The sequence below is a fragment of the Glutamicibacter sp. Je.9.36 genome (genome assembly GCF_051129975.1).
In the GTDB taxonomy this organism is placed as follows: domain Bacteria; phylum Actinomycetota; class Actinomycetes; order Actinomycetales; family Micrococcaceae; genus Glutamicibacter.
This window is the reverse complement of the sequence record NZ_JBCPSN010000001.1, coordinates 648,426-670,596: the sequence shown is the minus strand read 5'-3', so window position 1 is coordinate 670,596 and position 22,171 is coordinate 648,426. Positions and strand designations below refer to the sequence as shown.

The 22,171-nt window shown below is 62.4% G+C and carries 20 protein-coding genes and 1 riboswitch; of the genes, 8 read left to right on the top strand and 12 right to left on the bottom strand.

Annotation, left to right across the window (positions count from 1 at the left end; all coding sequences use genetic code 11):
* Nucleotides 1–3 precede the first annotated feature (3 nt).
* Nucleotides 4–1,332 carry an NtaA/DmoA family FMN-dependent monooxygenase gene (locus tag AAZQ98_RS03135; protein ID WP_434689752.1) on the bottom strand — a complete coding sequence of 443 codons (1,329 nt, stop codon included), beginning with the start codon at nt 1,330–1,332 and terminating at the stop codon, nt 4–6.
* A gap of 168 nt (nt 1,333–1,500) precedes the next feature.
* Nucleotides 1,501–2,871, bottom strand: coding sequence for an MFS transporter (locus tag AAZQ98_RS03130; RefSeq protein ID WP_286134662.1), 1,371 nt, complete (start codon nt 2,869–2,871; stop codon nt 1,501–1,503).
* Between the two features lie 247 nt (nt 2,872–3,118).
* Between AAZQ98_RS03130 and AAZQ98_RS03125 the strand changes: the two genes are divergently transcribed.
* From AAZQ98_RS03125 to AAZQ98_RS03115, 3 genes are read left to right on the top strand one after another with little or no spacing between them, the layout of a single operon-like run.
* Nucleotides 3,119–4,615, top strand: coding sequence for a 4-hydroxyphenylacetate 3-hydroxylase family protein (locus AAZQ98_RS03125; protein ID WP_133833894.1), 1,497 nt, complete (start codon nt 3,119–3,121; stop codon nt 4,613–4,615).
* Nucleotides 4,616–4,630: 15 nt separating this feature from the next.
* Nucleotides 4,631–6,061, top strand: coding sequence for an MmgE/PrpD family protein (locus AAZQ98_RS03120; RefSeq protein WP_434689747.1), 1,431 nt, complete (start codon nt 4,631–4,633; stop codon nt 6,059–6,061).
* Nucleotides 6,058–7,203 carry a flavin reductase gene (locus AAZQ98_RS03115; protein ID WP_434689744.1) on the top strand — a complete coding sequence of 382 codons (1,146 nt, stop codon included), beginning with the start codon at nt 6,058–6,060 and terminating at the stop codon, nt 7,201–7,203. The genes AAZQ98_RS03120 and AAZQ98_RS03115 overlap by 4 nt, the downstream gene beginning before the upstream one ends.
* Before the next feature lie 86 nt (nt 7,204–7,289).
* On the opposite strand, the gene AAZQ98_RS03110 is transcribed toward AAZQ98_RS03115, so the two are convergent.
* Nucleotides 7,290–7,676 (bottom strand): nuclear transport factor 2 family protein, encoded by a 387-nt coding sequence (locus tag AAZQ98_RS03110; RefSeq protein WP_434689741.1) that lies wholly within the window; start codon nt 7,674–7,676, stop codon nt 7,290–7,292.
* Between the two features lie 213 nt (nt 7,677–7,889).
* Here AAZQ98_RS03110 and AAZQ98_RS03105 point away from each other — a divergent pair, with 213 nt between their 5' ends.
* The gene (locus AAZQ98_RS03105; RefSeq protein WP_434689739.1) at nt 7,890–8,435 is read left to right on the top strand and encodes a hypothetical protein; all 546 of its coding nucleotides are present in this window, start codon (nt 7,890–7,892) and stop codon (nt 8,433–8,435) included.
* Between the two features lie 79 nt (nt 8,436–8,514).
* On the opposite strand, the gene AAZQ98_RS03100 is transcribed toward AAZQ98_RS03105, so the two are convergent.
* Nucleotides 8,515–9,597 carry a zinc-binding dehydrogenase gene (locus AAZQ98_RS03100; RefSeq protein ID WP_434689737.1) on the bottom strand — a complete coding sequence of 361 codons (1,083 nt, stop codon included), beginning with the start codon at nt 9,595–9,597 and terminating at the stop codon, nt 8,515–8,517.
* Between the two features lie 108 nt (nt 9,598–9,705).
* Between AAZQ98_RS03100 and AAZQ98_RS03095 the strand changes: the two genes are divergently transcribed.
* A complete protein-coding gene (locus AAZQ98_RS03095) occupies nt 9,706–10,794 on the top strand; it encodes an alcohol dehydrogenase catalytic domain-containing protein (RefSeq protein WP_434689735.1) in 1,089 nt (362 codons plus the stop codon).
* Between the two features lie 85 nt (nt 10,795–10,879).
* Here AAZQ98_RS03095 and AAZQ98_RS03090 read toward each other — a convergent pair whose 3' ends face one another.
* The 7 genes from AAZQ98_RS03090 to AAZQ98_RS03060 all read right to left on the bottom strand — a co-directional run bounded on the left by AAZQ98_RS03090 (nt 10,880) and on the right by AAZQ98_RS03060 (nt 16,846).
* Entirely contained in the window at nt 10,880–11,029 is a 150-nt protein-coding gene (locus tag AAZQ98_RS03090) for a hypothetical protein (protein ID WP_434689733.1), read from the bottom strand.
* A 119-nt stretch (nt 11,030–11,148) separates the two neighbouring features.
* Nucleotides 11,149–12,138 (bottom strand): ABC transporter substrate-binding protein, encoded by a 990-nt coding sequence (locus AAZQ98_RS03085; protein WP_434689731.1) that lies wholly within the window; start codon nt 12,136–12,138, stop codon nt 11,149–11,151.
* 43 nt (nt 12,139–12,181) lie between these two features.
* The gene (locus AAZQ98_RS03080) at nt 12,182–13,291 is read right to left on the bottom strand and encodes a zinc-binding dehydrogenase (protein WP_434689729.1); all 1,110 of its coding nucleotides are present in this window, start codon (nt 13,289–13,291) and stop codon (nt 12,182–12,184) included.
* Nucleotides 13,292–13,296: 5 nt separating this feature from the next.
* Entirely contained in the window at nt 13,297–14,103 is an 807-nt protein-coding gene (locus AAZQ98_RS03075) for an ABC transporter ATP-binding protein (protein ID WP_332486486.1), read from the bottom strand.
* Between the two features lie 46 nt (nt 14,104–14,149).
* A complete protein-coding gene (locus AAZQ98_RS03070) occupies nt 14,150–14,983 on the bottom strand; it encodes an ABC transporter permease (RefSeq protein WP_105656450.1) in 834 nt (277 codons plus the stop codon).
* Nucleotides 14,976–15,752: an ABC transporter permease gene (locus AAZQ98_RS03065; protein WP_434689726.1), complete on the bottom strand. Its 777-nt coding sequence runs from the start codon at nt 15,750–15,752 to the stop codon at nt 14,976–14,978. The genes AAZQ98_RS03070 and AAZQ98_RS03065 overlap by 8 nt, the downstream gene beginning before the upstream one ends.
* Nucleotides 15,753–15,841: 89 nt before the next feature.
* Nucleotides 15,842–16,846 (bottom strand): ABC transporter substrate-binding protein, encoded by a 1,005-nt coding sequence (locus AAZQ98_RS03060; protein ID WP_434689724.1) that lies wholly within the window; start codon nt 16,844–16,846, stop codon nt 15,842–15,844.
* A 200-nt stretch (nt 16,847–17,046) separates the two neighbouring features.
* Between AAZQ98_RS03060 and AAZQ98_RS03055 the strand changes: the two genes are divergently transcribed.
* The 3 genes from AAZQ98_RS03055 to AAZQ98_RS03045 all read left to right on the top strand — a co-directional run bounded on the left by AAZQ98_RS03055 (nt 17,047) and on the right by AAZQ98_RS03045 (nt 21,328).
* Nucleotides 17,047–18,555: an aldehyde dehydrogenase family protein gene (locus AAZQ98_RS03055; RefSeq protein ID WP_434689722.1), complete on the top strand. Its 1,509-nt coding sequence runs from the start codon at nt 17,047–17,049 to the stop codon at nt 18,553–18,555.
* Nucleotides 18,556–18,612: 57 nt separating this feature from the next.
* The gene (locus AAZQ98_RS03050) at nt 18,613–19,674 is read left to right on the top strand and encodes a CdaR family transcriptional regulator (protein WP_434689720.1); all 1,062 of its coding nucleotides are present in this window, start codon (nt 18,613–18,615) and stop codon (nt 19,672–19,674) included.
* 292 nt (nt 19,675–19,966) lie between these two features.
* Nucleotides 19,967–21,328 (top strand): GntP family permease, encoded by a 1,362-nt coding sequence (locus AAZQ98_RS03045; RefSeq protein ID WP_434689718.1) that lies wholly within the window; start codon nt 19,967–19,969, stop codon nt 21,326–21,328.
* Nucleotides 21,329–21,402: 74 nt separating this feature from the next.
* Here AAZQ98_RS03045 and AAZQ98_RS03040 read toward each other — a convergent pair whose 3' ends face one another.
* Nucleotides 21,403–21,777, bottom strand: a complete 375-nt coding sequence (locus AAZQ98_RS03040; RefSeq protein ID WP_434689716.1) for an SdpI family protein — start codon at nt 21,775–21,777, stop codon at nt 21,403–21,405.
* Nucleotides 21,778–22,051: 274 nt separating this feature from the next.
* A riboswitch (SAM riboswitch) is annotated at nt 22,052–22,142 on the top strand.
* Nucleotides 22,143–22,171 lie beyond the last annotated feature (29 nt).

Sequence of the window (22,171 nt, the reverse complement as noted above, 5' to 3'; positions counted from 1 at the left end):
CGGCTAGACGCGCGTGCGGATCGAGGACGGGTAGGACAATCCGAAGTTATCCCGCAGGGTGGTGCCCTCGTATTCGGTGCGGAAGTAGCCGCGGTTCTGCAATTCAGGGACCAGCTTGTCGCAGATGAGCTTGAAGCCGCCTGGGTTGAACGGGGCGTTCAGGTTGAAGCCGTCGCAGGCCTTGGAATCGAACCAGTCGATCATGCGGTCTGCCACTGCCGAGGCGGTGCCGGCCATCCACTGGTGTCCGGTGGAGCGAGCCAGGTCAACGATCAGCTCGCGCAGGGTCATGCCCTGGTCCACCGACTTGCGGCGGTAGATCTGGTAGCGCGAACCCAGGGCCGGGTCATCGGAGAACCACTCGGCGGGAATCTTATCGTTGAAGTCCAGCGAGGACAGATCCATCTTCAGATCGGCACCCACCTGCACGCGGCCGTTTTCCAGGTGGATGTGGTTGGCCAGTTCCTCGGCCAGCTCATCTGCTTCGGCCTGGGTGTCGCCGAGGATCGGCAGGATGCCCGGGATGATCTTGATGTCGTTGGGGTTGCGGCCCTTGGCAGCCGCCATCGCCTTGAACTTGGCGTAGAACTCCACGGATGGTTCCTTCAGCGGCTGCGCGGTATAGATGCCATCGGCCACTGAGGAGCCCAGTTCCATGCCTGGTCCCGAGGAGCCGGCCTGCACCAGCACCGGGCGGCCTTGCGGGCTGCGCGGCATGTTGATCGGGCCCTGCACCTTGAAGAATTCGCCCTCATGGTTGATCGGGTGGATCTTGTCGGTGTCCACGTACCATGCCGACTCCTTGTCGTTGGTGACGGCGTCGTCTTCCCACGAATCCCACAACTGGTTGGCTACCTCGACGAACTCGGTGGCGCGGCGGTAGCGGGTGGCCGGATCCGGCGCGCAGTCCATGCCGAAGTTCTGGAAACCATCGGAGCTGGTCACGATGTTCCACCCGGCGCGGCCACCTGACATGTGGTCCAGGCCGGCCATCTGGCGGGCCAGGTTGTAAGGCTCCGAGAAGGAAGTGGAAACGGTTCCGATCAGGCCAATGTTCTTGGTGCGTGCTGCCAGTGCGGAAAGTACCGAGATCGGCTCGTAGAAGCCGTTCATCTTGATATCGCCGCGCATTACGGTGTTGGCATGGACGATGTCGCCGAAGAAGATGGCGTCCAGCTTGGCGTCTTCAGCCATCTTGGTCAGGTCGTAGACGAATTCCAGGTTGGCCAGCTCTTCGGAGCGCGAGCCATCCATGCGCCACGAATCCTTGTGGTAGCCAGCGGGGAGCATGAAGGTCGTGAGCACCATGTGCTGGGGGTTCTTGGGAGTCATTGAAACTCATCCTTTCCTGCGGATGTGACGGGAAGCACTGAGTCCATGGTTTCAAGAGTCTCTAAAGTCGTAAATGGAGAACTTTTGCGCCATAGCATTCAGAAAAATTGATGTTAGGTGTTAAAAGCTGGTCCGCGTATCAACTGATACGCGGACCGGTGCCGGGGTTCAGGCGTTCAGCTTTGCATTGGACGGCGCTGACGCGGCTGCCTTGGGAGGCAGGGCGGCGCCTTCCGGGCTGATGCGGATGGCGACCAGTCCGACGATCAGGATTGCCACCCAGAAGATGCCTACGGCGGTGATGCCGAAGCTGACGGCCAGCGCGGTGCAGATCATCGGGGTGAAGCCGGCCCCAAGGGTCGAGGAGCCCTGATAGGCCAGCGAGGCGCCGGTGTAGCGGACATCAGCTGGGAACAGCTCGGAGATGTAGGCGCCGATCGGTCCGGCCAGGATGCCCTGGATGACGCCGTTGCCGACGATGACTGCAACTGCGAAGCCCCAGCCGGTGCCGTTGCTCATCAGGAAGACTGCCGGGAAAGCCCAGAGGATGCCGGCGGTGCCGCCGATGGTCAGGATCATCTTCCGGCCGTACTTGTCCGAGAGCTTGGCGGCCAGCAGGCAGACCACGATGGTGACCATTGCCGCGTAGCCCTTGGTGTTCAGCACAAAGGAGCGGTCCACGCCCTGGGCCGCGGCTTCGGAAACGCCCCACGAAGTCAGCACGCCCTGGCAGGTGTAGAAGCCAAGGGAAGCGATCAGGGTGATGATGACGGTGCGCGAATGGTTCTTGAGCACCAGCGAGATAGGAGTCTTGCGCTCCTGCTTGCGCTCGGCGGCCTTGGCATCCAGCTCCTGGAAGACCGGAGTTTCTGCGACCTTCAGGCGGATCACCATGCCGATGATGATCAGGACTGCCGAGAAGATGAACGGAATGCGCCAGCCCCATTCCAAGAACGCATCACCGGTGGAGAAGGAGATGAAGGAAACCAGGAAGGTAGCCAGCAAGCCACCGGCCGGTGCGCCGGCGTTAGCGAAGGAAGCTGCGAAACCGCGCTTGGAAGCGGGTGCATGTTCCAAAGCCATCAGGGTGGCGCCGCCCCATTCGCCGCCAACTGCGACTCCCTGGACCACGCGGAGCAAGACCAGGATGACCGGGGCAGCTGCGCCAATGGTTGCGGTAGTCGGCAATAGGCCAATGGCAACGGTGGCTACGCCCATCATCATCATGGAAAGCACCAGCATCTTCTTGCGGCCAAGGCGGTCGCCGAAGTGGCCGAAGACGATGCCGCCCAGCGGGCGGGCAATGTACCCGACGGCCAAGGTGCCGAAGGAGGCGAAGAGCGCCAAGCCCGGGCTCAGGTTGCCGAAGAAGACCTTGTCGAAAATCAGCGACGCCGCAGTGGCGTACAAGATGAAGTCGTAGTACTCGATGACGCTGCCCAAGAAGCTGGATCCGAGAATGCGGCGCAAATCCTTGGTGTTGAGGGAGTCGCTTGGCTCCATTGCCGGCACTGGCTGGTTCTGTTGCGAGTCGGACACGTCGAGAACCCTTCCTGATCGCTGATGTGACTTAAGCCATAGTGGCCCATTTCACTAACCTTGTCCACTTTTTACGCATTTTAAGACGGATAATATTTTCTTCGACCTCTTAAAACCGCGTAATCTTGCGGGTTTGAAAAAATTCTTCGACCTAGAGCTTGATCTGGGTCACATAAGTTATATAAACTGATGCACAGAATATATTTTTGAACCCGCTCAGCGGGACGCCCGATAAGGAGCAGCGAAGATGAGTGCACGCACTGGAGAGCAGTACCTGGCAGGGCTCAAGGATTCCCGCGAGGTCTGGCTGGGCGATCAGCGCATTGACGTCACCGAGCACCCGGCCTTTGCCGGCTCGATCAACGGCATGGCCGCCTACTTCGACTACCAGCACAAGTACGCCGATGACTGCCTGATGAACGACGAACAGACTGGCGAACAGCACAACGTCTCCCTGCTGCGTCCCAAGAACGCAGAAGACATCGCCCGCCGCCACCGCGCGTTCGACCGCCTGGCCCGCTACTCCAATGGCATGCTCGGCCGCACCCCCGACTACGTCAACGTGGTGCTCGCCGGCCACGCCTCGCGCCCGGACATCTTCGCCAAGTCCGGCGACCCGGTCTACTACGAGCGCCTGGAGAACTACTGGCGCCATGTGCAGGAAAACGACCTGGCGCTGACCCACACCATCGTGCACGCGGCCATCGACAAATCGGTCGGCGAACTGCAGGGCATCAATGAAGAGCTGACCCTGCGCGTGGTGGACCGCACCGCTGAAGGCCTGATCGTTCGCGGCGCGAAGATGCTCGCCACCCTGGGCCCGATCGCCGACGAACTCTATGTCTACCCGGCGGTGCCCATCCAGAAGGGCTACGAGGAATACGCGCTGTCCTTCGCGATCCCGGTCGCCACCAGCGGCGTGGTCTCGGTCTGCCGCGACCACTACGGCGTGGACCAGCCGGTAGTGGACAAGCCGTTCTCCTCGCGCTTCGACGAGCAGGATGCGGTCATCATCTTCGACGACGTGCTGGTCCCTTGGGATCGCGTGTTCATCGACGGCCAGCTCGATGTCTACAATTCCCTGAACGCCGGCACCGCCACCGGCAACACCCAGCAGCAGACCGCCATCCGCGCGTCGGTGAAGCTGGAATTCGCCTACGACCTGTGCGTGCAGATGGCCAAGGTGACCGCCACCGACAATAAGCCGGACACCGCATCGATGCTCGGCGAGATCTACTCCTACCTGCGCATCGCCCGCGCTGTGATCCACTCGGCCGAGGTCAACGCGTCGGAATGGGGCGGCGGGGCGTTCTTCTGCCACGACGACATCTCCGCGCTGCGCACCATGATGCCCATCTGGATGGCCCGCGTGAACGACATCATCAAGTCCATGGGCAGCCACAACCTGCTGGCCACCCCGACCGCGGCCTCCTTCGAGGACCCGCGCCTGGGCCCACTGCTCAAGAAGTACCTGCCGGGAGCCAACGGCATCGCGCCGGAGGAACGCGCCAAGATCTTCCGCACCGCTTGGGACTTCGCCGGATCCGCCCTGGGCAGCCGCATCGAACTGTACGAGCGCTTCTACCTGGGGTCGGTCAGCCGTGCCCGCGGGCTGGATCACCGCAAGGCGCAGATGAAGGGCGAGACCGGTGCCTTCGAGGCGATGTTCGCCGAGGTGGGCATCAGCCCGGTCATCGCCGAGCAGGCCGCACTGGACCTGGACGCCGCGGCAACGCGCGCCTAGGGAAGCAGGAAAATCATGGCTAACCCGACGCCCGATGTGCTCGACGCGTTGCTCGAGCACCTGCTGGAAACCCAGTACGGCCAGCTGCCGACGGCCACGATCCAGCGCGTGAACCAGCGCCTGCTGGATTCGGTGGGCGTTGGGCTAGCAGGGCACCGCGCCGACGACATTGCCGGACTCATCGAAGCGGCGCAGGCCTGGGGCCACGGCGATGAAGCAACCGTGCTGGGAACCGGAATCAAGCTTCCGGCCACCTCCGCGGCCTTCGTCAACGCGGCCCTGATCCGCTCCTTCGACTTCGAGCCGGTGGAAGCCGAAGGCCCGGCCGGCAAGCAGGTCGCCGCCCATATCTCCGGAACCACCGTGGCCGTCGTGCTGGCCCTGGCCGAAGCCACCGGCGCCACCGGCGAAGAAGCGCTGGCCGCGCTGGCGCTGGGCGATGACCTGGCAGCCCGACTGGCCATCGCCGGCGGCTTCGACGTGTACTCGGGGCAGGATAATACCGGCACCTTGAATGCCTTGGCCGCCGCTGGAATCGCCAGCCGGATGCTGGACCTGGACAAGGCGCAGGCACGCCACGCCATCGGCATTGCGGTCAACCAGGCTTCGGGCAATGTGGCGGCGATCTTCGATGGGGCCAACGGCTTCAAGCTGCCCATGGCCTTCGCCGCCCGCTCCGGAATTTCCGCCGCGCAGCTGGCCAAAGCCGGCATGAAGGCGGCGGATGATCCGCTGACCGGCAAGCACGGCTACTTCCAGCTGTTCGGCATCGACGCGCAGCCGGAACTGGCGGTGGCGGATCTTGGCGTGAGCTTCCATGGGGACTGCACGATCAAGCCCTTTGCCAGTTGCCGGGCCGCGCAGCCTTCGCTGCAGGCCTGCGCGGAACTGGTGGCCGACGGCACGGTGGGCTACAAGGACATCGAATGCCTCACCGTCCACCTGAGCGAGCGGACCCTGAACGGCTTCGTCGGGGCGCGCTTCGAGGCGGGGGACACCCGCACCGTGGCAGCCCTGTTCTCGGTGCACGCCACCGCGGCGATCGCCTTGATCCACGGAACGGTTCGCCCCGAGCACCTGACCGCCAGCGCGCTGTCGGACCCGGAGCTGGCGCAGATGCTCGGGCGCATCGAGCTAGCCGGAACCCTGCCCAACAGCCAGCGGCTGACGGCGGAAATCACTGCACGGCTGCGCAGCGGCGAGGTGCGCCACGTGCGCGTGGAGCACCCGGACGGAAACATCTTGCGCACACCCCTGGAGCATGACCAGGTAGTTGAGAAGTTCTCGAAGAATCTCGAGTTCTCGCATCCAGAACTGGCAGCACGCAAGGACGCGTTGCAGCACCAGCTCGAACACCTCGCCAGCGCACCGGATCTGACTGATCTGATGGCGGCGCTGGACCCCGCTAGAAACTTCACCCCGAATTACCAGGAGCAACTCCCATGAGCATCACCAACCTTGAATCGGTCACCCCAGTAGACATGAACACCTTCCGCAACGTCGTCGGCCACTTCGCCTCCGGTGTCACGGTGATCACCACGGCCGTGGACGGCCAGCTCTACGGCACCACCGCTTCGGCAGTGTCCTCCCTGTCGATGGAACCGCCAATGATGCTCGCTTGCCTGAACCGCTCCAGCTCCACCCATGACCGGGTAGTTGAAGCAGGCGTCTTCGGCATCAACATCCTGGCCGAAGACCAGGGCGCGCTGGCCTTCCACTTCGGCCGCAAGGGCGAGGACAAGTTCGCCACCGTGCCGCATACCCTCTCCGCGGAGGGCATCCCGCTGATTGACGGCGCATTGGCCACGATCGTATGCCATGTGGCCGAAACCCCGACCGGCGGTACCCACACCGTCTTCCTGGGACTGGTCAGCCACGCTGAAGCCCATGACCGCGAACCGCTGGCCTACTACCGCGGAACCATGGGCCGCCTCGAGCCCACCAAGGAGTTGGCTGCCTACCAGGCCACCCGCACCTGGGTGCTGCTGCGCACCAGCCCACTGGGCGAAGACCTCGACGTGGATGCCATCGCCGCGGCTTCCCGGGCCGACGCTGATCATGTAGCCAACGCGCTGGTGAAGCTGGAAAGCGAGCACCTGGTCTTCCGCACCGAAAGCGGAAAATACCAGCCAAAGCCGATTACCGCAGAACTGACCGATTCGGCCTACGACTCGCGCGCCACCATCGAGTCCGGCGTGATCGCCTCGCACCTGGGCAAGATTTCCGAAGAGACCATTTCCGGCCTGCGCGAGATCACCGCGAAGCTGGCTGACCTGCGTGAGACTTCGGAATCCGACCTGGAAGAGTTCTTGGCCCTGAATGTCGCCTACCACGATGCTCTGGTTGGCGTGGCCGGCTCCAGCCAGCTGGTGGATTCCTTCCGCCGTTTGGGAATTGGCACCGTCTGGCGCCAAGCGCTGACCGCAGAGCAGTGGTCGCGCCAGCTGGACCACCGCCACGTTGCCGAATTGACCGAAGCGCTGGCTGCCGGTGACGCGCCAGCGGCCCAGGCAGCGCTTGCCGCGCACACCGAGTTCGGCAAGGCGCTGGCTCGTGAAGCAGTGGCCCGCCATGGCGGCCAGGTCTAGGCATTGAGCTGATAGCCACTATGGAAAGGCGGCAGGTTGGAAGATCCAGCCTGCCGCCGTGGCTTTTAAAGCGTCGAAGTGCGGGCCTATGGCGCTGTGGCCCCGACAAAGAGGCGCAGCTTCCACTGGCCGCCGGTATTGGCCCACACCGTGCGGTTGGCAGTTTCCAGATGCTTTTCGACGCCTCCGGAAATCAGATGCATTTTCATGCTGCCTTCGACGACCACCACGTTGCCCTCCTGGGTAACGGACTCGAAGTCGTGGCTGAGCGCCAAGTATTCGACGGCCCCGGAACCGAGCAGTTCCAGCAATGAGTCGCGGTCATCGACACGACCGGTGGAGTGGGTGTACTGCAAATCCGGCTCAAGCAGGTTCCCCAAGGTTTCGAGGTCACTGGCGAGCATGGCCGAAAGGCGCCGTTCTTCTGCGATGCGCAGTTCCGATTCAAGTGCCGCAGGGTCAATAGTCGTCAACGGTGATGGCTCCTAAATAGCGTTTGGTTCGTAGGCAATCTACCAATAAGCAGTGGCGATGTGCGGATATTAGCGAGTGCTTTTACTGGGTGAGATGGAGTTTCAGGGTTGATCCCAGAAGTGGAAACTATCAGCCGAGGGTATGAGCCGGGCACGGGATAGTTACCTCGCATCGCTGATTCCCCGGGCAGCGGAAATTTCTACGATGGAATCATGCTCAAGAAAAAGTACCTCGCCGCTGGCGCGCTCGCCCTTCCCTTCGCTCTCCTGCTCACCGGCTGCAGCGGTTCTGATCTCTTCGTCGACAAGTACGATGAATCCACCACCCGAACTGCCAAAACTTCAGAGAAGGCCGTCGCCGATGGCGTGCTGCCCGACTGGGTTCCGTCCGGCGGCACCGATGTTCAGCTGGTCCAGCGCAATACCGGCGCTGAACGCATCTTCATGCTGAACTACGATGGCAAGCTGGACAGCGACCAGTGCAAGGCGCTGGAAACCGTTGGGAATCCGACCGAAGCCGAACTGGCCAAGGCCTACGCTTCTGACCCGCGTACCAAGAACCTCGAGCCTGACGAGATCTCAGTTACCCGCACCTTGGATGCCGACTGGTGGCCAGCCGATGGCCAAAGCGAGACGACTGATCTGTGCGGGCGCTTCTGGGTCCATCAGTCAGAGGGCAAGCTCTATGCCTTTGCTCCGGACATGGTCGCCCAGGTCCAAGCCATCGAGAAGGAACGGGCCGCCAAGGAAGGCAAATAGAGGCTGGCCGCCACTAGCTGGGCTGCAGGCCGCGAACCAGGAAACTGGTTCGCGGCCTGCAGCTTGTTGCTCATGGGGATCAGAAGCGGATCACGCTGCGGGCGATGGACCCGGTTTCCTGCTTTGCGTAGGCTTCGTTGATCTCGTCGAGCTGGATCTCCTGCGCCACCAGGTCATCGAGATTCAACCGGCCCTGCAGATAGAGCTCGGCGTAGTAGGGAATGTCATTGCGGACCGTGGAGGAGCCCATGTAGATGCCGTGGAGATTGCGCTGCGGGATCAGCAGGTCCAGCATGATATTCATTTCCAGCGGCTTGCCCTGCGGAATGCCGATGAAATACACGTGTCCGCCGGTTTTGGCGACTTCCAGGGCCTGGCGCTGCGTGGGGGCAATGCCGATGGCTTCGAAGGAATGGTGGACTCCGCGGCCGGTGATGGCGCGGATGGCGCTGACCACGTCTTCGGTGCCGCCGTTGATGACATGGGTGGCTCCGAATTTCTTGGCCAGCTCCAGCTTCTCTGGCTGCAGGTCAATGCCGATGATGGTCTTGGCGCCGGCCAGCTTGGCTCCCTGGATGACATTCAGGCCGATGCCGCCCAAGCCGATGACCGCGACGGTTTCCCCGGGAGAAACCTTGGCGGCGTTGAGCACCGCGCCCACGCCGGTGGCTGTCGCGCAGCCAAGCACAGCAGCCTGCGCGAATGGGATTTCCTTGGGCACCCTGACCAGCTTGTTCTGGTGCAGGACCGTGTACTCGGCGAAACCGGCCACGCCGAAGCCTTCTACGCGCTCGCCGTTGCGCGTCAAGCGTGCCGGGGTATCCGGTCCGCGCAGCGCATGCTGGGGGTTCAAGCAGCGGTAGGTCGCTCCGTTGACGCATTCTTCGCAGCTCCCGCAGAAGCTGATTTCCGTGGCGATGACATGGTCTCCCAATTCGAAGTCGGTGGCTTCGGGGCCCAGTGCGATAACGGTGCCGGCCATCTCGTGGCCGACCACCATCGGCAAGGGGCGCCCGCGGTCTACGGTGGCAACTATGTGGTCCGAGTGGCACAGGCCTGCGGCTTCGACCTTCACCAGAACTTCTTGCCCCCGCGGCTCGTCGACTTCGAGTTCCTCGATGCTGAAACCTTCGCCGATGGAGTTGATGACCGCTGCGCGCATTGCAGATCCTTCGTTAGATTCTTCTTCTAAAAATGCATTATTTCTAATAGTATATTTTCATTAGTGTTCTGCGTCACCCCCTTTGCGCGACTATTTTCTGGAGGAAGCATGAAAGCAGCAGTCGTTTCTGAAGTTGCCGGCTCTTTTGATGTCCTGGACATCAGCATTGACAACCCTGAAGCCCATGAAGTCCTCATTGACGTGAAGGCCAGCGGCCTGTGCCACTCGGATTTGCACGTGGCGACATCGGACATCGGCTTCCCCATGCCAGCGGTGCTCGGCCACGAAGTCTCGGGTCTGGTCGTGGGCGTCGGTTCGGCCGTCACCTCGCTCTCGGTGGGGGACCGCGTGGTGACTTCTCCAGTGCACAGCTGCGGGGTCTGCAAGGGATGCCGCACCGGCAAGCCCTACCAGTGCCGCGTGCCCTCGCACACCGACCGCACCGCGCAGCAGAATCCGCGATTGTCCCTGGGTGGGCAGCGGCTCACCCAGTTCATCGGTGTTGGCGGCTTCGCGGAACAGGTGCTGGTGCATGAGAACACCGTCGTAAGGGTTCCGGACGCTATCCCGTTCGACCGCGCGGCGCTGCTTGGCTGTGGAGTGGTCACGGGTGCTGGCGCGGCTATTAATACCGCACGCATCCGTCCAGGCGATACCGTTGCCGTGATCGGCGCCGGTGGTGTCGGGCTGAACGTCATCCAGGGCGCGAAACTGGCTGGTGCGACCCGCATCATCGCTATCGACCTGCAGCCGGCCAAGCTGGAGCTGGCCAAGGTCTTCGGTGCCACCGACGTCATCAACGGCGGGGAGGGCGATGCGGTGGAAACCGTCAAGCGGATTGCTGGCGGGGGAGTGACGCATGCCTTCGAGGTCATCGGCCTGCAAGCCACCAGCGAGCAAGCGGTGGCCATGCTGGAAATTGGCGGCACCGCGTACCTGATTGGCGTTCACAAGCCCGGCGCGCAGATCAGCATCACCCCATTTGGAGACCTGATGGGACGCCAGAAGGGCATCCGTGGCGTGGCCATGGGGTCGAGCAACATCCAGGTGGACATCCCCATGTACGCCGAGTTGTATCTGCAGGGCCGTTTCAAGCTCGACGAACTGGTGTCAGCGCATATCGGCTTGGATGAAATCGACAAGGGATACGAGCAGCTGCGCGGCGGTGCGGTGGCCCGAAGCGTGATTACCTTCTGACCCGTTGGCGGGAGTCGCCGAAACGGAGACAAGGCCAGCAGTTCTATTTGAACCGCTGGCCTTGTTTCATGTTCTGGGGGTGCTGCTACTCTCCGGTCTGCGCGCGGCGCTGTATGCGCGTGGCGTACAAGACGCAGCCCAGCAACCCGATGAAGCTGAGCGCAACCGCCATGGACCCGGTGATGCCGGGCAGGTGCTGGTTCCAGGTCATGTTCAGGGTGACAAGCAGAGACACCAGAAATCCTCCGGTGAGGTAACTGATTGCCGAACTCATGGTGAACCTTCCGTGGGCAGAACGTGCTCCAGTGAGCCTAGCATCGCGCCAGTCGCTGTCCAAGGATTTGCCGGTGCTGGTTATTTGCGAGACGCGTGCTCCCAGAGCACTTCATCAACTGTTACGGGCTTGTCAATGAGCTCGAAGCGTGCCATTGCATCCAGGCCTGACTGGGAAGCCTCTGCATCGAACGCGGTGCCTGCCAGGGCGAACCGCGTTGGAGCTTTTTCCACCGGAATCTGGTTGACCTCGGCGTGTATCTTCTGCACTTCCTCGAGGTTTGCTGCATCGGAGTAGAACTCCACTGCCTCTTCCATGGCCGATACGAAGGCCTTGGCAGTATCTGGATTCGCACCGGCCCACTGGGAAGTGCTCAGCCACAAAGTGCCCGGCTGATTCCCCTGGTACTCGCGGACCGGGTTGCCCAAGGAGGGGAAACCGGCCGCAACCATCTGGTGGTAGAAGACGTCGCTGGGGACGACTGCGTCAACGGTCCCGGTCTCCACCGCGGCCTGCATCCCGGCGTAGGGCATGCCCACTTCGCTGAACTCGTCGGCGCCCACCCCTGCGTCTTCCAGGGCCTGGAAGACCGGCAGATCGCTGCCGGTCTTCACGCCGATGACACCGATGGTCTTGCCCTTGAGATCGGCAAGCCTCGCAATCCCAGAGTCCTTGGCGACGAGCACTCCGGAGTTATCGACGTCCGGGTCGACCACGCCGTTCGAAGCCAGCGCTTCGATCGGCAGGCCCTTTGCCACGGAGGTGGCGACGTTGACCCAGGAACCGGTGGCGATGTCCACCTCGCCGGAGATAGCAGAAGCAATCTGGGCGGCGGGGTCTGCGCCATTGATGATTTCAACGTCCAAGCCATGGTCTTCGAAGAAGCCCTGGGATTCGGCGAGGTAAGCCGGCTCGAACTGGATGCCGGCCACAGAGACCTTCAGCGGGATCAAGCCGCCCGGTGTTTCGGCGCCTTGCCCAGCGTTGCCGCAAGAGGCCAAGGCCATGGTGGAAACGAGCAGGACCGCGGACAGGGGCAGGGCCCGGCGCGCGGAAGATGGAGTTCTCAAGATGACCTCGTCGTGCTTGAAGGGGGTATGAAGTGGCAGGCAATCAGCTGAAATCGGTGATGACCGAACGGGCAACGCCCTGCCCGGCCTTCATCGCTGCGAAGCCCTCGTTGATCTGCGAGATATGAAGTTCCCGGGCAACGAGCGCGTCGAGCTTGAGGCGCCCGGCAAGATAGTGCTCGGTGTATTTGGGGACATCACGTTGCGGGCTGGAAGAGCCCATATAGATCCCGTGCAGGCTGCGCTGCGGCCCAACGATGTCGGCCATGGCATCCAGCGGCAGTTGCGCGCCGGGCTTATGCAACCCGACAAGATAGGCATCCCCGCCTACACGGGTCATGCGCACCGCCTGCAAGCTGGTGGCCTGCAGGCCGATCATCTCGAAGGAATGATCCACCCCGCCGCCGGTGATTTCCTGCACCTTCGCGACAGCGTCTCCGCTGCCGGCATTGATCGTGTGCGTTGCCCCGAATTCGCGGGCCAGTTCCAGCTTCTCATCGCTCAGATCCACTGCGATGATCTTCGAAGCGCCGGCGATCTGGGCGGCATTGATCGCGTTCAACCCGATGCCTCCAGCGCCAATGACTGCGACGGATTGCCCCTGGGCCACCTTCGCGGAGTTGAACACTGCCCCGGCACCGGTCAGCGTGGAGCAGGCCATCACCGCGGCTTGGGCGAAGGGCAGCTCCTCGGGAATCCTTACAGCCTGGTTGGCATGCACCAAGGTGTACTGGGAAAATCCGCCGGTGCCGAACATCTGCATCACCGGCTGATCCTTGCAACTGGCGCGCGGTGCTTGGCCGGCCGTGCGCAGCGTGCTGGGGCGGTTGGCGCAACGGTATTCCTGGCCCGAAAGGCACAGCGCGCACTGCGCGCAGTATTGGATCAAGGTGGCCAGCACGTGGTCGCCCGCAGTGAAACCGCAGGCTTGGTTGCCGGTGCTGAGCACCACCCCGGCAACTTCATGGCCCAGCAGCAGCGGGGCGGGAAGGCCCAGATCCATGCCCGCCAAGTGGGCATCGGACTGGCACAGCCCAACTGCTTTGACTTCGATCAGCAATTCCGCGCCCAGCGGAGCATCAACCTGGATGTCCTCAATGCTGAAGCTGCCATCGCCGTGCCTTGCCAGTGCTGCCCGTGCGCTGAGTGCCATGGGGATCAGTCCTTGCGCAGGCGCACGAGGATTCGTGCGCGGGCCTCGGTGAAGCGCGGGTCAGCCTTGGTGGCCAGCTGGTCGCGGGTCTCGCCGAAACCGGTGACGATCTCGTCGACTACGGTGGCCGGCTTCTCCGCGATCACGACCACCTTGTCGGCCAGGTACAGCGCCTCGTCGATGTCGTGGGTGACCAGCAGGATCGTCACACCCAGCTTGTGCTGCAAGTCCAGCACGAGGTCTTCGAGGTCGAAGCGGGTCTGCGCATCAACCGAGGCGAAGGGCTCATCCATGAGCAGCACCTTCGCGTTGTAGGCCAAGGCGCGGGCAATGGCCACACGCTGCTGCATGCCCCCTGACATTTCCCAGGGGAACTTGCCGCCTTGGCCTTCAAGGCCCACGGCAGCCAGATGCTCATCGGCCAGCTTATTCCGCTCGGCCTTGCCGATGCCCTTGCCCTGCAGCGGGAAGGCCACGTTTTCGCGGGTGGTCATCCACGGCATCAGCGAACGCGAGTAGTCCTGGAAGACCACGGCGAGATCCGGGTGCGGGCCGTTGATCTTCGTGCCGGAAACCTCGATGGTTCCGGCTTTTGGCTTCAGCAAGCCGGAAAGGCATCGCAGCAAGGTGGTCTTGCCGACGCCCGAAGGGCCGACTATCGAGATGAATTGGCCATACTCCACGTCCAGATCCAAATTCTCCAGGATCTTGTTTTCGGCCGGGCCGGCGCCATAGCTCATGGACATGCCGCGAACCTTCATGAGCAATGGTTTGGTTTCCATGGTCGTTTCAACGGGTGCTTGGGTGGTCATGGGATTCTCCTTGGTCAGAAGATGGAAGGTCGGACGGAAACGGAGGCTACTGGGCGCCGGAGGCGTGGTACCAGCGCAGGATCCGTTTTTCGACGAGCACGAAGAGGATCGAGATGATGTAGCCGATGACACCGACCAGCAGTGCGCCGGCCCATGTCTCCGGAACCTTGAAGGTGGCCGAGGAATTCAGGATGTAGAAGCCCAGGCCTTCAATGGAGGCGAACATTTCCGAAACCACCATCACGGTGATGCCGATCGGCAATGCGACGCGGATGCCGGCCACGATCTGCGGGGTGGCACCGGGCAGGATCACGCGGCGGAAGTGCAGGCCGCGCGGGATGCGGTAGACCTTGGAGAACTTGCGCACCGTTGGCTCGATGCCCAGGATGCCGTCGATGGTGTTCAGCAGGATCGGCCACATGCAGGCGAAGGCGATGGTGCCCATCTTCGGGCCCTGCCCCATGCCGAAGACGCCGATGATCATCGGAACCAGTGCTGCCTGCGGGACAGCGCGGAAGAAGTGGATGATCGGGTCAACGATCTTCAGCAGCAACGGGACTTCGCCCAGCAGCAGTCCGCCGCAGATGCCGAAGAAGGCAGCCAAGGCCAAGCCGACAAAGAGGTTGGACAGCGAATACCAGGCGCCGGAAATAATCACGCCGTTGCCCAGGTCGCGGACCAAGGCTTCGAGGATGGACTCCAGCGAGGGGATGAAGAAGTTCGTGGAGTTTGCCGAGCCGAACCACCAAGCCGCAACCACGGCAACGATGAGCCATGAAGAAACCAGTATCTTGCGTCCGGCGGCCGCCGAGGAGCTCGGAGCCTTGGCCTTCGAAGCGCGTGATGGCACTGCGGGGGCGTTCAAAGTTGCGTTAGTCATCGTTCTGCCTCTTCCACTTCAGCAAACGGTTTTCGGCCTGTTGCAAGAGCAGGGCGATGGCCCATCCGGTCAGGCCGGCGAAGAACAGGTAGGCGAAGGCCAGATCCCAACGCTGCGCCTGCTGCATCAGCGTGATCTGGCGTCCAATGCCTGGCGCCTGGGAGATCACTTCAACGCCCACCGCCACCAGGATGGCGATGGCCGAGGAAATGCGCACACCGGTCGCGATCAGCGGCAGGGCAGAAGGCAGCAGGACCTTGGTGAAGCGCAGCATCGGCGGGATGCGGAAGACGGCGACGGTGTCGGCAACCGCGGCTTCCTGGCGGCGTGCACCGTAGATGGTCTGGATCAGCACTGGCCACAGGCAGGACAGCGCGACGACGACGATTTCCATCATGGTGTTCGAGCCGAGCAGCATGATCACCACTGGCATCAGGGCCAGCACCGGGAACGAACGGCCGAAATCGATCAGAATCGAGGTGGAGTTGTCGAGGAAGCGAACTGATCCAATGACCAGGCCCAGGACGACACCCACGACCGAAGCAATGAGCCAGCCGGTGAGGGCTGCGAGCAGGGTCTTGCCTAGCCCGCCCCAGAAGGCCGCTTGGCCCAGGGCTTCGGCGATGGCAGAGAAGATCTTTTCCACGCCGGGGAGCATGGAGGGCATGGTTCCTGAGGCGATCACCAGTTGCCAGACGCCCAGCAGGGCGGCGATGGCCACGATGCGCAGGGTCCAGAGCAGACCCGGTGAAATCGTTGACTCTTTCATGGGAATCCTTGAGTAAGCAGTTGCAAGCTAGGGGTGCTGGTGGCGCCAGCGCAGGGATGGCGCCACCGGTGAGGCGAAGCGGATGTGGGCTACTTGGCGTCTGCCGAAGCCCGGGTAGGGGCTTCGTCCCAGAGCACATCTTCGACGATGACCTTGTTCTCGACCAGGCCGAAGTGGACCATGGCATCGATGCCGGATTGGGCTTCAGACACATTGAAGGTGACGTCCGCCGGGACGAAGGTCTTGGGCGCATCGGCTAGATCGATCTGGTTGGCTTCGGCGTGGACCTTGCGGACTTCCTCCAGGTTGGCCGGGTCCGAGTAGAACTTCACGGCATCCTGCATAGCTGCGTCGAACTTCTTGGCGGTCTCGCCATTCTGCTCCAGCCACTGCTTCTGCACGGTCCAGACGGTTACCGGCATGCTGGACTGGAATTCCTGTACCGGGTTGGAGATGGTCTGGTAGCCCTTCTCCAGCATCTGGTGGTAGAAGGAGTCGGCAGGCACTACTGCATCCACGGTGCCTTGTTCCAGGGCCGCTTCCATTCCCGCGTAGGGAACAGCAACTTCCGTGACTTCCTTTTCCTTCACGCCGGCCGCTTCCAATGCCTGGAGCACGGGGATGTCGCCACCGGACTTCACGCCAACTACGCCAATGGTCTTGCCCTTCAGGTCTGCCAGTTCCTTGACCCCGGAATCCTTGGCCACCATGACGCCGGAGTTGTCGGCTTCCGGGTCAACCATGCCGTTGCCGCCAATGACCTGGATCGGAACACCTTGGGAGAAGGAAGTGGCGACGTTGATCCACGATCCGATGGCAACGTTCACGTCACCGGAGACCACCTGGGCCAGCAGGGCGGCGGGGTCGGCGCCATTGACCAATTCAACGTCCAGGCCCTGGTCCTCGAAGTAGCCCTTCTCTTCAGCGATGCGTGCGGTTTCGAACTGGATCGGAGCAATGGCGACACGCAGCTTCACCGGGCCGTCGGCGCTGGCCTCTTCGCTGGATCCGCACGCGGCCAGGGTGCCGATTGCGAGGGCAGAGACTGCGAGGCCGGAGAAGGCCTTCCGTGCAAAACGTCGTTTCGTGACCATGGGGATCTCCTTGAAAGCTTGGTGCCTAGGCGAAGGCTGCGAGTTGTCGACCGGGGTCGGCTCCCGGAAGAAGAAGTACATTGAGCATCAAAATGTATTCCTTGAATCACAATATATCTTTAGTATGATTGTGTGGCAAGACTCACATTCAAAATGACGCCAACGACGAAGCGCGCCGGGCAGACCAGGAGATACATCCCATGACAGCAACAGATCTTTCCGCCGTTCCGCTGGCTCAGCAGCTTCGCGCCGCTTTGGCAGCCACGCCCCTTCCGCTGGTGATCAACGGCCAGGAGGTCGCCGGCTCGGGGGAAAAGCTGCCGGTAACCGATCCCTCCACAGGACAGCTGCTGACCGAGACGACGGCTGCCACCGCAGCGGACATCGACCGCGCAGTAGCGGCCGCCCGTGCAGCCTTCGAGTCCGGGCCCTGGGCAGAAATGACCCCGGCAGCACGCCAGCGCGCGCTGCACCGCTTCGCTGACGCATTGGAAGCGAACCTCGATGAATTGGCTACCCTGGAGTCCCTGAACTGCGGGAAGCCCTTCAACGTCGCCCGCTTTGGCGAGCTGCCCGCGGGCATCGAGACCTTGCGCTACTTCGCCGGCTGGGCCACCAAGCTCAACGGCGAAACCCGCGAGATTTCCCTGCCAGGAACCTGGCACGCCTATACCCAGCGCCAAGCCTTGGGCGTGGCCGCACTGATCGTGCCATGGAATGTCCCCTTCACCATTGCACTGTCCAAGATGGCTCCGGCGCTGGCGTCCGGCTGCACCGTCGTGCTCAAGCCCGCGGAGCTGACCCCGCTGACCGCCGTGCGCATGGCGCAGATTGCGCTTGAAGCAGGCATCCCGGCCGGTGTGCTGAACGTTGTCCAGGGCTTGGGGCCGGTGGCCGGCCAAGCGCTCGCCGACCATCCGGATGTCGACAAGCTCTCCTTCACCGGATCCACCGCGGTCGGCAAGAAGCTGCTGGCGTCGGCAGCGGGCAATCTCAAGCGGCTGAGCCTTGAGCTGGGCGGCAAATCGCCGGTGGTGATCTATCCAGACGCTGATCTGGACAAGGCCATTCCGGCCGCCGCCATGAGCATCTTCGGCAACTCCGGCCAGGTCTGCGCGGCAGGGTCGCGACTGTATGTCCACGAAGACATCGCAGACCAGGTCATCGAAGGCATCGCCGGTTTCGCGAAGAACCTCAAGCTGGGCGCTGGCCTGGCAGAAGGAACCCAGCTGGGCCCCCTGATCTCCCAGGTGCAGCGCGAGCGCGTGCTGGGGTATATCGAGGCGGGCATCGCTGATGGCGCGGAACTCGTTGCCGGCGGCTTGGCCGAAGGCGAAGAAGGATTCTTCGTGCAGCCGACCGTGCTGAAAAATGTCAGTCCGGACATGTCCATCGCCAAGGATGAGATCTTCGGGCCGGTGCTCTCGGTGAGCACCTTCGGCGACGAGGATTCGCTGGCTGAGGTGCTGCGCCGGGCCAACGACACCGACTACGGTCTCAATTCGGTGATCTTCACCCAGGACATTTCCCGCGCGTTGACCTTCGCCAAGAAAATCCAGGCCGGCAACGTCAGGGTGAATACCGGTGCCGGCATGGATGCGAACATGCCGTTCGGCGGATTCAAGCAGTCGGGGTGGGGCGCGGAAAATGGCCGTGAAGGCATCGAGGCCTACACCTCGCTGAAGTCGGTCACCGTCAAGCTCGACTAGCGGCAATGTTCTATTCCGGGACTGCTTTGCGCAGTCCCGGGCCGATAGGATGAGCTCATGAGCGAAAAGGAGCAACCCCGGCTGGCTAGCGCGTTGGCGCAGAAAGTCGTCGACACGATTGCGCCGACCATCAACCGCAATGTGAACATCATGAATGCTCACGGAGTCATCATTGCTTCTACGGATGCTGCGCGTATCGGTACCCACCACGACGGCAGCGCAGAGGCGATCCGCCGCAACAACATCATCCGTGTCAGCCAGGCCGACGGCTCGGCCGGAACCCAGCCAGGGGTCAATGTGCCGCTGGTGTTGAACGACCAGCTCTGCGGCGTTGTGGGCGTGACCGGAGCTCCCCACGAGGTGGAACCGCTGGCCGGCCTGATTGCATTGACCGTTCAATTGCTCTTCGCCCAGGAACGCGAGCACTCTCGCAGCGCGCGGCGCGAGACCGAAGCCCGCGACATTATTTCTGCGCTGATCGCCGGTCGCGTTGCGCCTGAAGTGATCGACCGCTCGCTGGCAGCGCATGGTTTGCGCGGGCCGAAATGCATTGAAGCTTGGCTGCCCCGAAGCGTGGGGGATCCGTCGCTCGAAGATCCGGCGAAGGAACATCACCGCACGTCATGGATTAGCCTTTCCGGCGCGTACTGGAGGCTTTGCGCTGCCAGCGAGCCAGCTTTCGCTCCCGAGCGCATGGACCAGGAACGTTTCCTGGTCTCCGCGCCTGTCGAAAAGGCCGAGGATCTCATGGCCGAAACCGAAGTGCTGCGCGTATTGGTGGGCTATCCGGCACTCGTGCCATCCCACGCGCGGCGCCGCATGTGGAGCCGGGAAATTGCTGTGGCTATCGCCCGCACCCCAGCCCGCAGCCTGGAATATGCAGCTGCTCCAGCGATGCAGCTCAATGAGGAACAAGCCAGAACCCTGCTGGTCGTTGCGACAGCTGCTTCGATGAGCCAAGCGGCCACGGATCTGCATATTCACCGCAATACCTTGGTGCAAAGACTTGAGCGGATAAGCCAGGTCAGCGGCGTCGATATTCGGCGGTCCAGCGAGTCCCTGAAACTCCAGCATGCCATCTACGCGAGAGTGGCCTTGGGCCAGCTGCATGTTTTCTAGGCCCTGGAAACGAGGGGAGCTGGCGCCGGGGCTGGGAAGGGTGGGATGTTTGCACACATTGGCTCTTTCGAACCCAGGCAAATGTGGTCGTGTGCCCATAGGTATTCGGGGTCACTTTTCCTAGTATTGGCAGGATGATCGATCTTCGCGCCCGAAACCCGGGGTGGCACGGTGGCATCTAGCCCAACGGGCAAAGCCTTGAGCGGCTTTGCCGATAGGGCTGGTCCACCCGGTCAGCCATTGCGGGCTGGGCGCATTGAACTACCGATATTGGCAAAGGAGCCAACCCGCCGTGTACGAACTGCTAGTTCTGCTGATCCTTGTTGTGGCCATCGTGATGGTCACAGCACGCTTGAAGATCAGCCCATTCCTCGCCCTCGTTGGCGCCGCTATCCTGGCGGCCTTCGCCTACCGGATTCCGCTGGCCGACGTGGCTTCGACGGTCACCACGGCTTTCGGCAGCACCATGGGAAATATCGGACTGGTGATCCTGTTCGGAACAATGATCGGTGTCATCCTGGAGAAATCCGGCGCCGCGATCTCCATGGCAGATGCGCTGATCAAGGTCCTGGGTACCCGGTTCCCCAACCTGACGCTATCGATTATCGGCTACATCGTTTCCATTCCGGTCTTCTGCGACTCGGGATACGTGGTGCTCAACTCGCTGCGCAAAGCCATCACCCTGCGTACCGGGGTCTCTGGGCTGGCAACTTCCATCGCCCTGATGACCGGCCTGTACGCGACCCACACCATGGTGCCTCCAACTCCGGGCCCGCTGGCCGCAGCCGAAAGCATCGGCATTGCCGATAACCTGGGCTTGATCATCGCTGTCGGATTGCCCGTTGCGGCCATCTCGGCCCTTGCCGGCTTGGCCTACGCCAGCCGCTTCAACAAGTCCAAATGGACCCCGGTGCCAAGCGGTGACGACAACGACATCTCCGAACTCGACTATGAGCAGCTGCGTGCAAGCTTCGGAAAATTGCCCAGCCCGGCGCTGGCCTTCATGCCGATCCTGGTCCCGCTGGTACTGATCTGCGCCGCATCCATTGCGAAGCTGCCCTCGCACCCGATGGGCGAAGGCGTTGCCCTGGAAATCCTTTCCTTCTTGGGGACGCCGGTTATTGCGCTGATCTTCGGCTTGATCTCCGCGACCTTCCTTTTGCGCGGTAGCAGCAAACTGGCGGTCTTCAATGAGCAGATGAATGAAGCTGTACGCACCGCTGCTCCGATCTTGCTGATCACCGGTGCCGGCGCCGGCTTCGGCGCGGTCCTGGCCGCTTCGGATTTGACCACGATTCTTTCGGATTCGCTCAGCGGGCTGGGACTGGGCCTGGCTGTGCCATTCCTGATCGCCGCTGCGCTGAAGTCCGCCCAGGGCTCGTCGACCGTCTCAATGGTGACCACTTCCGCGCTGGTCGCTCCGATGCTCGGCTCCCTGGGCTTGGATTCGGAGCTGGGCATGGTGCTGTCCGTATTGGCTGTTGGCGCCGGTGCGATGGTTGTCTCGCACGCCAACGACTCCTACTTCTGGGTTGTCTCGCAGCTCAGCCGCATTCCGGTGATTACCGCGTACAAGACCTTGAGCGTGGCTACCGCCATCCAGGGCACCGCGGCGTTCTTGACAGTATTGGTGCTGGGAGCCGTACTGCTGTAGCAGCACGCTTTCCAGAAAGAAACGGATCGCGCCATCGGCAGATGGTGCGATCCGTTTCTTTAAGCAGTGCTGGATTAGCCCAGGCCTGCCGCCTGGATGCTCCGCGCGGCCTTATTCGCTGTGGCAGTCGAGATCACCAGCAATGCGATGGCAGCCAGGTAGCCGGCTCCGGTCGCGGCGAAGGCGAAACCGAATTGGCCCAGCAGGCAGAGAACTGCTGCGCTGGCCAATGCCGCCCAACCGGCCCAGGAAGCCACGGCAAGCAGGGGCGCAGCCTGCTGATGCCCGGCGAACCAGGCATCATCGCTGGCCAAGGTGTGTCGGGTCTTGATGCCGATCGCCGTATTGCGAGCGAGCTTCCGGTCCCGTGCCATCGGGGCGAGGAACGCTGCGACCAGCGTTATGCTCAGCAACCCGAACATGAAGGCAATCACGCCTGCTGGATCCACTTGCCGCCTCTTCTGCCGATTGATCTTGAATGGCCATCCTATGCGGTCGCAGCGAAGTTCCCTGACCCACGCTGTGTTCCCAATCGATGCCTAGGGGAACGCTCTTGAAATCCAGTTCCAGCATGCCAATTGCGTCATGCGAAGGTCATATGACGTCTTATCCGCCCGTTTTCCGGCAGGGCGAAGGCGCGAAGATGACGTATTTTGTCCTGCTGTTCCTCCGCATGACAGCGCCCTTCCCGAGGACCTGCCAGCAATGCTTGACTCGGAGCACAACCCATCCAGAGCGGCTGAGAGACCTGGCTCCGAGACGCCGCAGCAAGCCTGCACTCCGCAGGTAGTGCTAACGCCAGGTTCGATGGATCCGCAGATTTTCTGCATCCTTCGGAATCCA

Coding starts and splice junctions, on each gene's coding strand:
- AAZQ98_RS03100 (WP_434689737.1), bottom strand. CDS start 9,597: ATGCGCGCAGCGGTCATCAACTCCATCGGCGAAGGTTTCAGCATCGAG.
- AAZQ98_RS03075 (WP_332486486.1), bottom strand. CDS start 14,103: ATGACCACCCAAGCACCCGTTGAAACGACCATGGAAACCAAACCATTG.
- AAZQ98_RS03050 (WP_434689720.1), top strand. CDS start 18,613: ATGAGCGAAAAGGAGCAACCCCGGCTGGCTAGCGCGTTGGCGCAGAAA.
- AAZQ98_RS03060 (WP_434689724.1), bottom strand. CDS start 16,846: ATGGTCACGAAACGACGTTTTGCACGGAAGGCCTTCTCCGGCCTCGCA.
- AAZQ98_RS03055 (WP_434689722.1), top strand. CDS start 17,047: ATGACAGCAACAGATCTTTCCGCCGTTCCGCTGGCTCAGCAGCTTCGC.
- AAZQ98_RS03070 (WP_105656450.1), bottom strand. CDS start 14,983: ATGACTAACGCAACTTTGAACGCCCCCGCAGTGCCATCACGCGCTTCG.
- AAZQ98_RS03095 (WP_434689735.1), top strand. CDS start 9,706: ATGAAAGCAGCAGTCGTTTCTGAAGTTGCCGGCTCTTTTGATGTCCTG.
- AAZQ98_RS03065 (WP_434689726.1), bottom strand. CDS start 15,752: ATGAAAGAGTCAACGATTTCACCGGGTCTGCTCTGGACCCTGCGCATC.
- AAZQ98_RS03115 (WP_434689744.1), top strand. CDS start 6,058: ATGAGCATCACCAACCTTGAATCGGTCACCCCAGTAGACATGAACACC.
- AAZQ98_RS03135 (WP_434689752.1), bottom strand. CDS start 1,332: ATGACTCCCAAGAACCCCCAGCACATGGTGCTCACGACCTTCATGCTC.
- AAZQ98_RS03080 (WP_434689729.1), bottom strand. CDS start 13,291: ATGGCACTCAGCGCACGGGCAGCACTGGCAAGGCACGGCGATGGCAGC.
- AAZQ98_RS03120 (WP_434689747.1), top strand. CDS start 4,631: ATGGCTAACCCGACGCCCGATGTGCTCGACGCGTTGCTCGAGCACCTG.
- AAZQ98_RS03105 (WP_434689739.1), top strand. CDS start 7,890: ATGCTCAAGAAAAAGTACCTCGCCGCTGGCGCGCTCGCCCTTCCCTTC.
- AAZQ98_RS03125 (WP_133833894.1), top strand. CDS start 3,119: ATGAGTGCACGCACTGGAGAGCAGTACCTGGCAGGGCTCAAGGATTCC.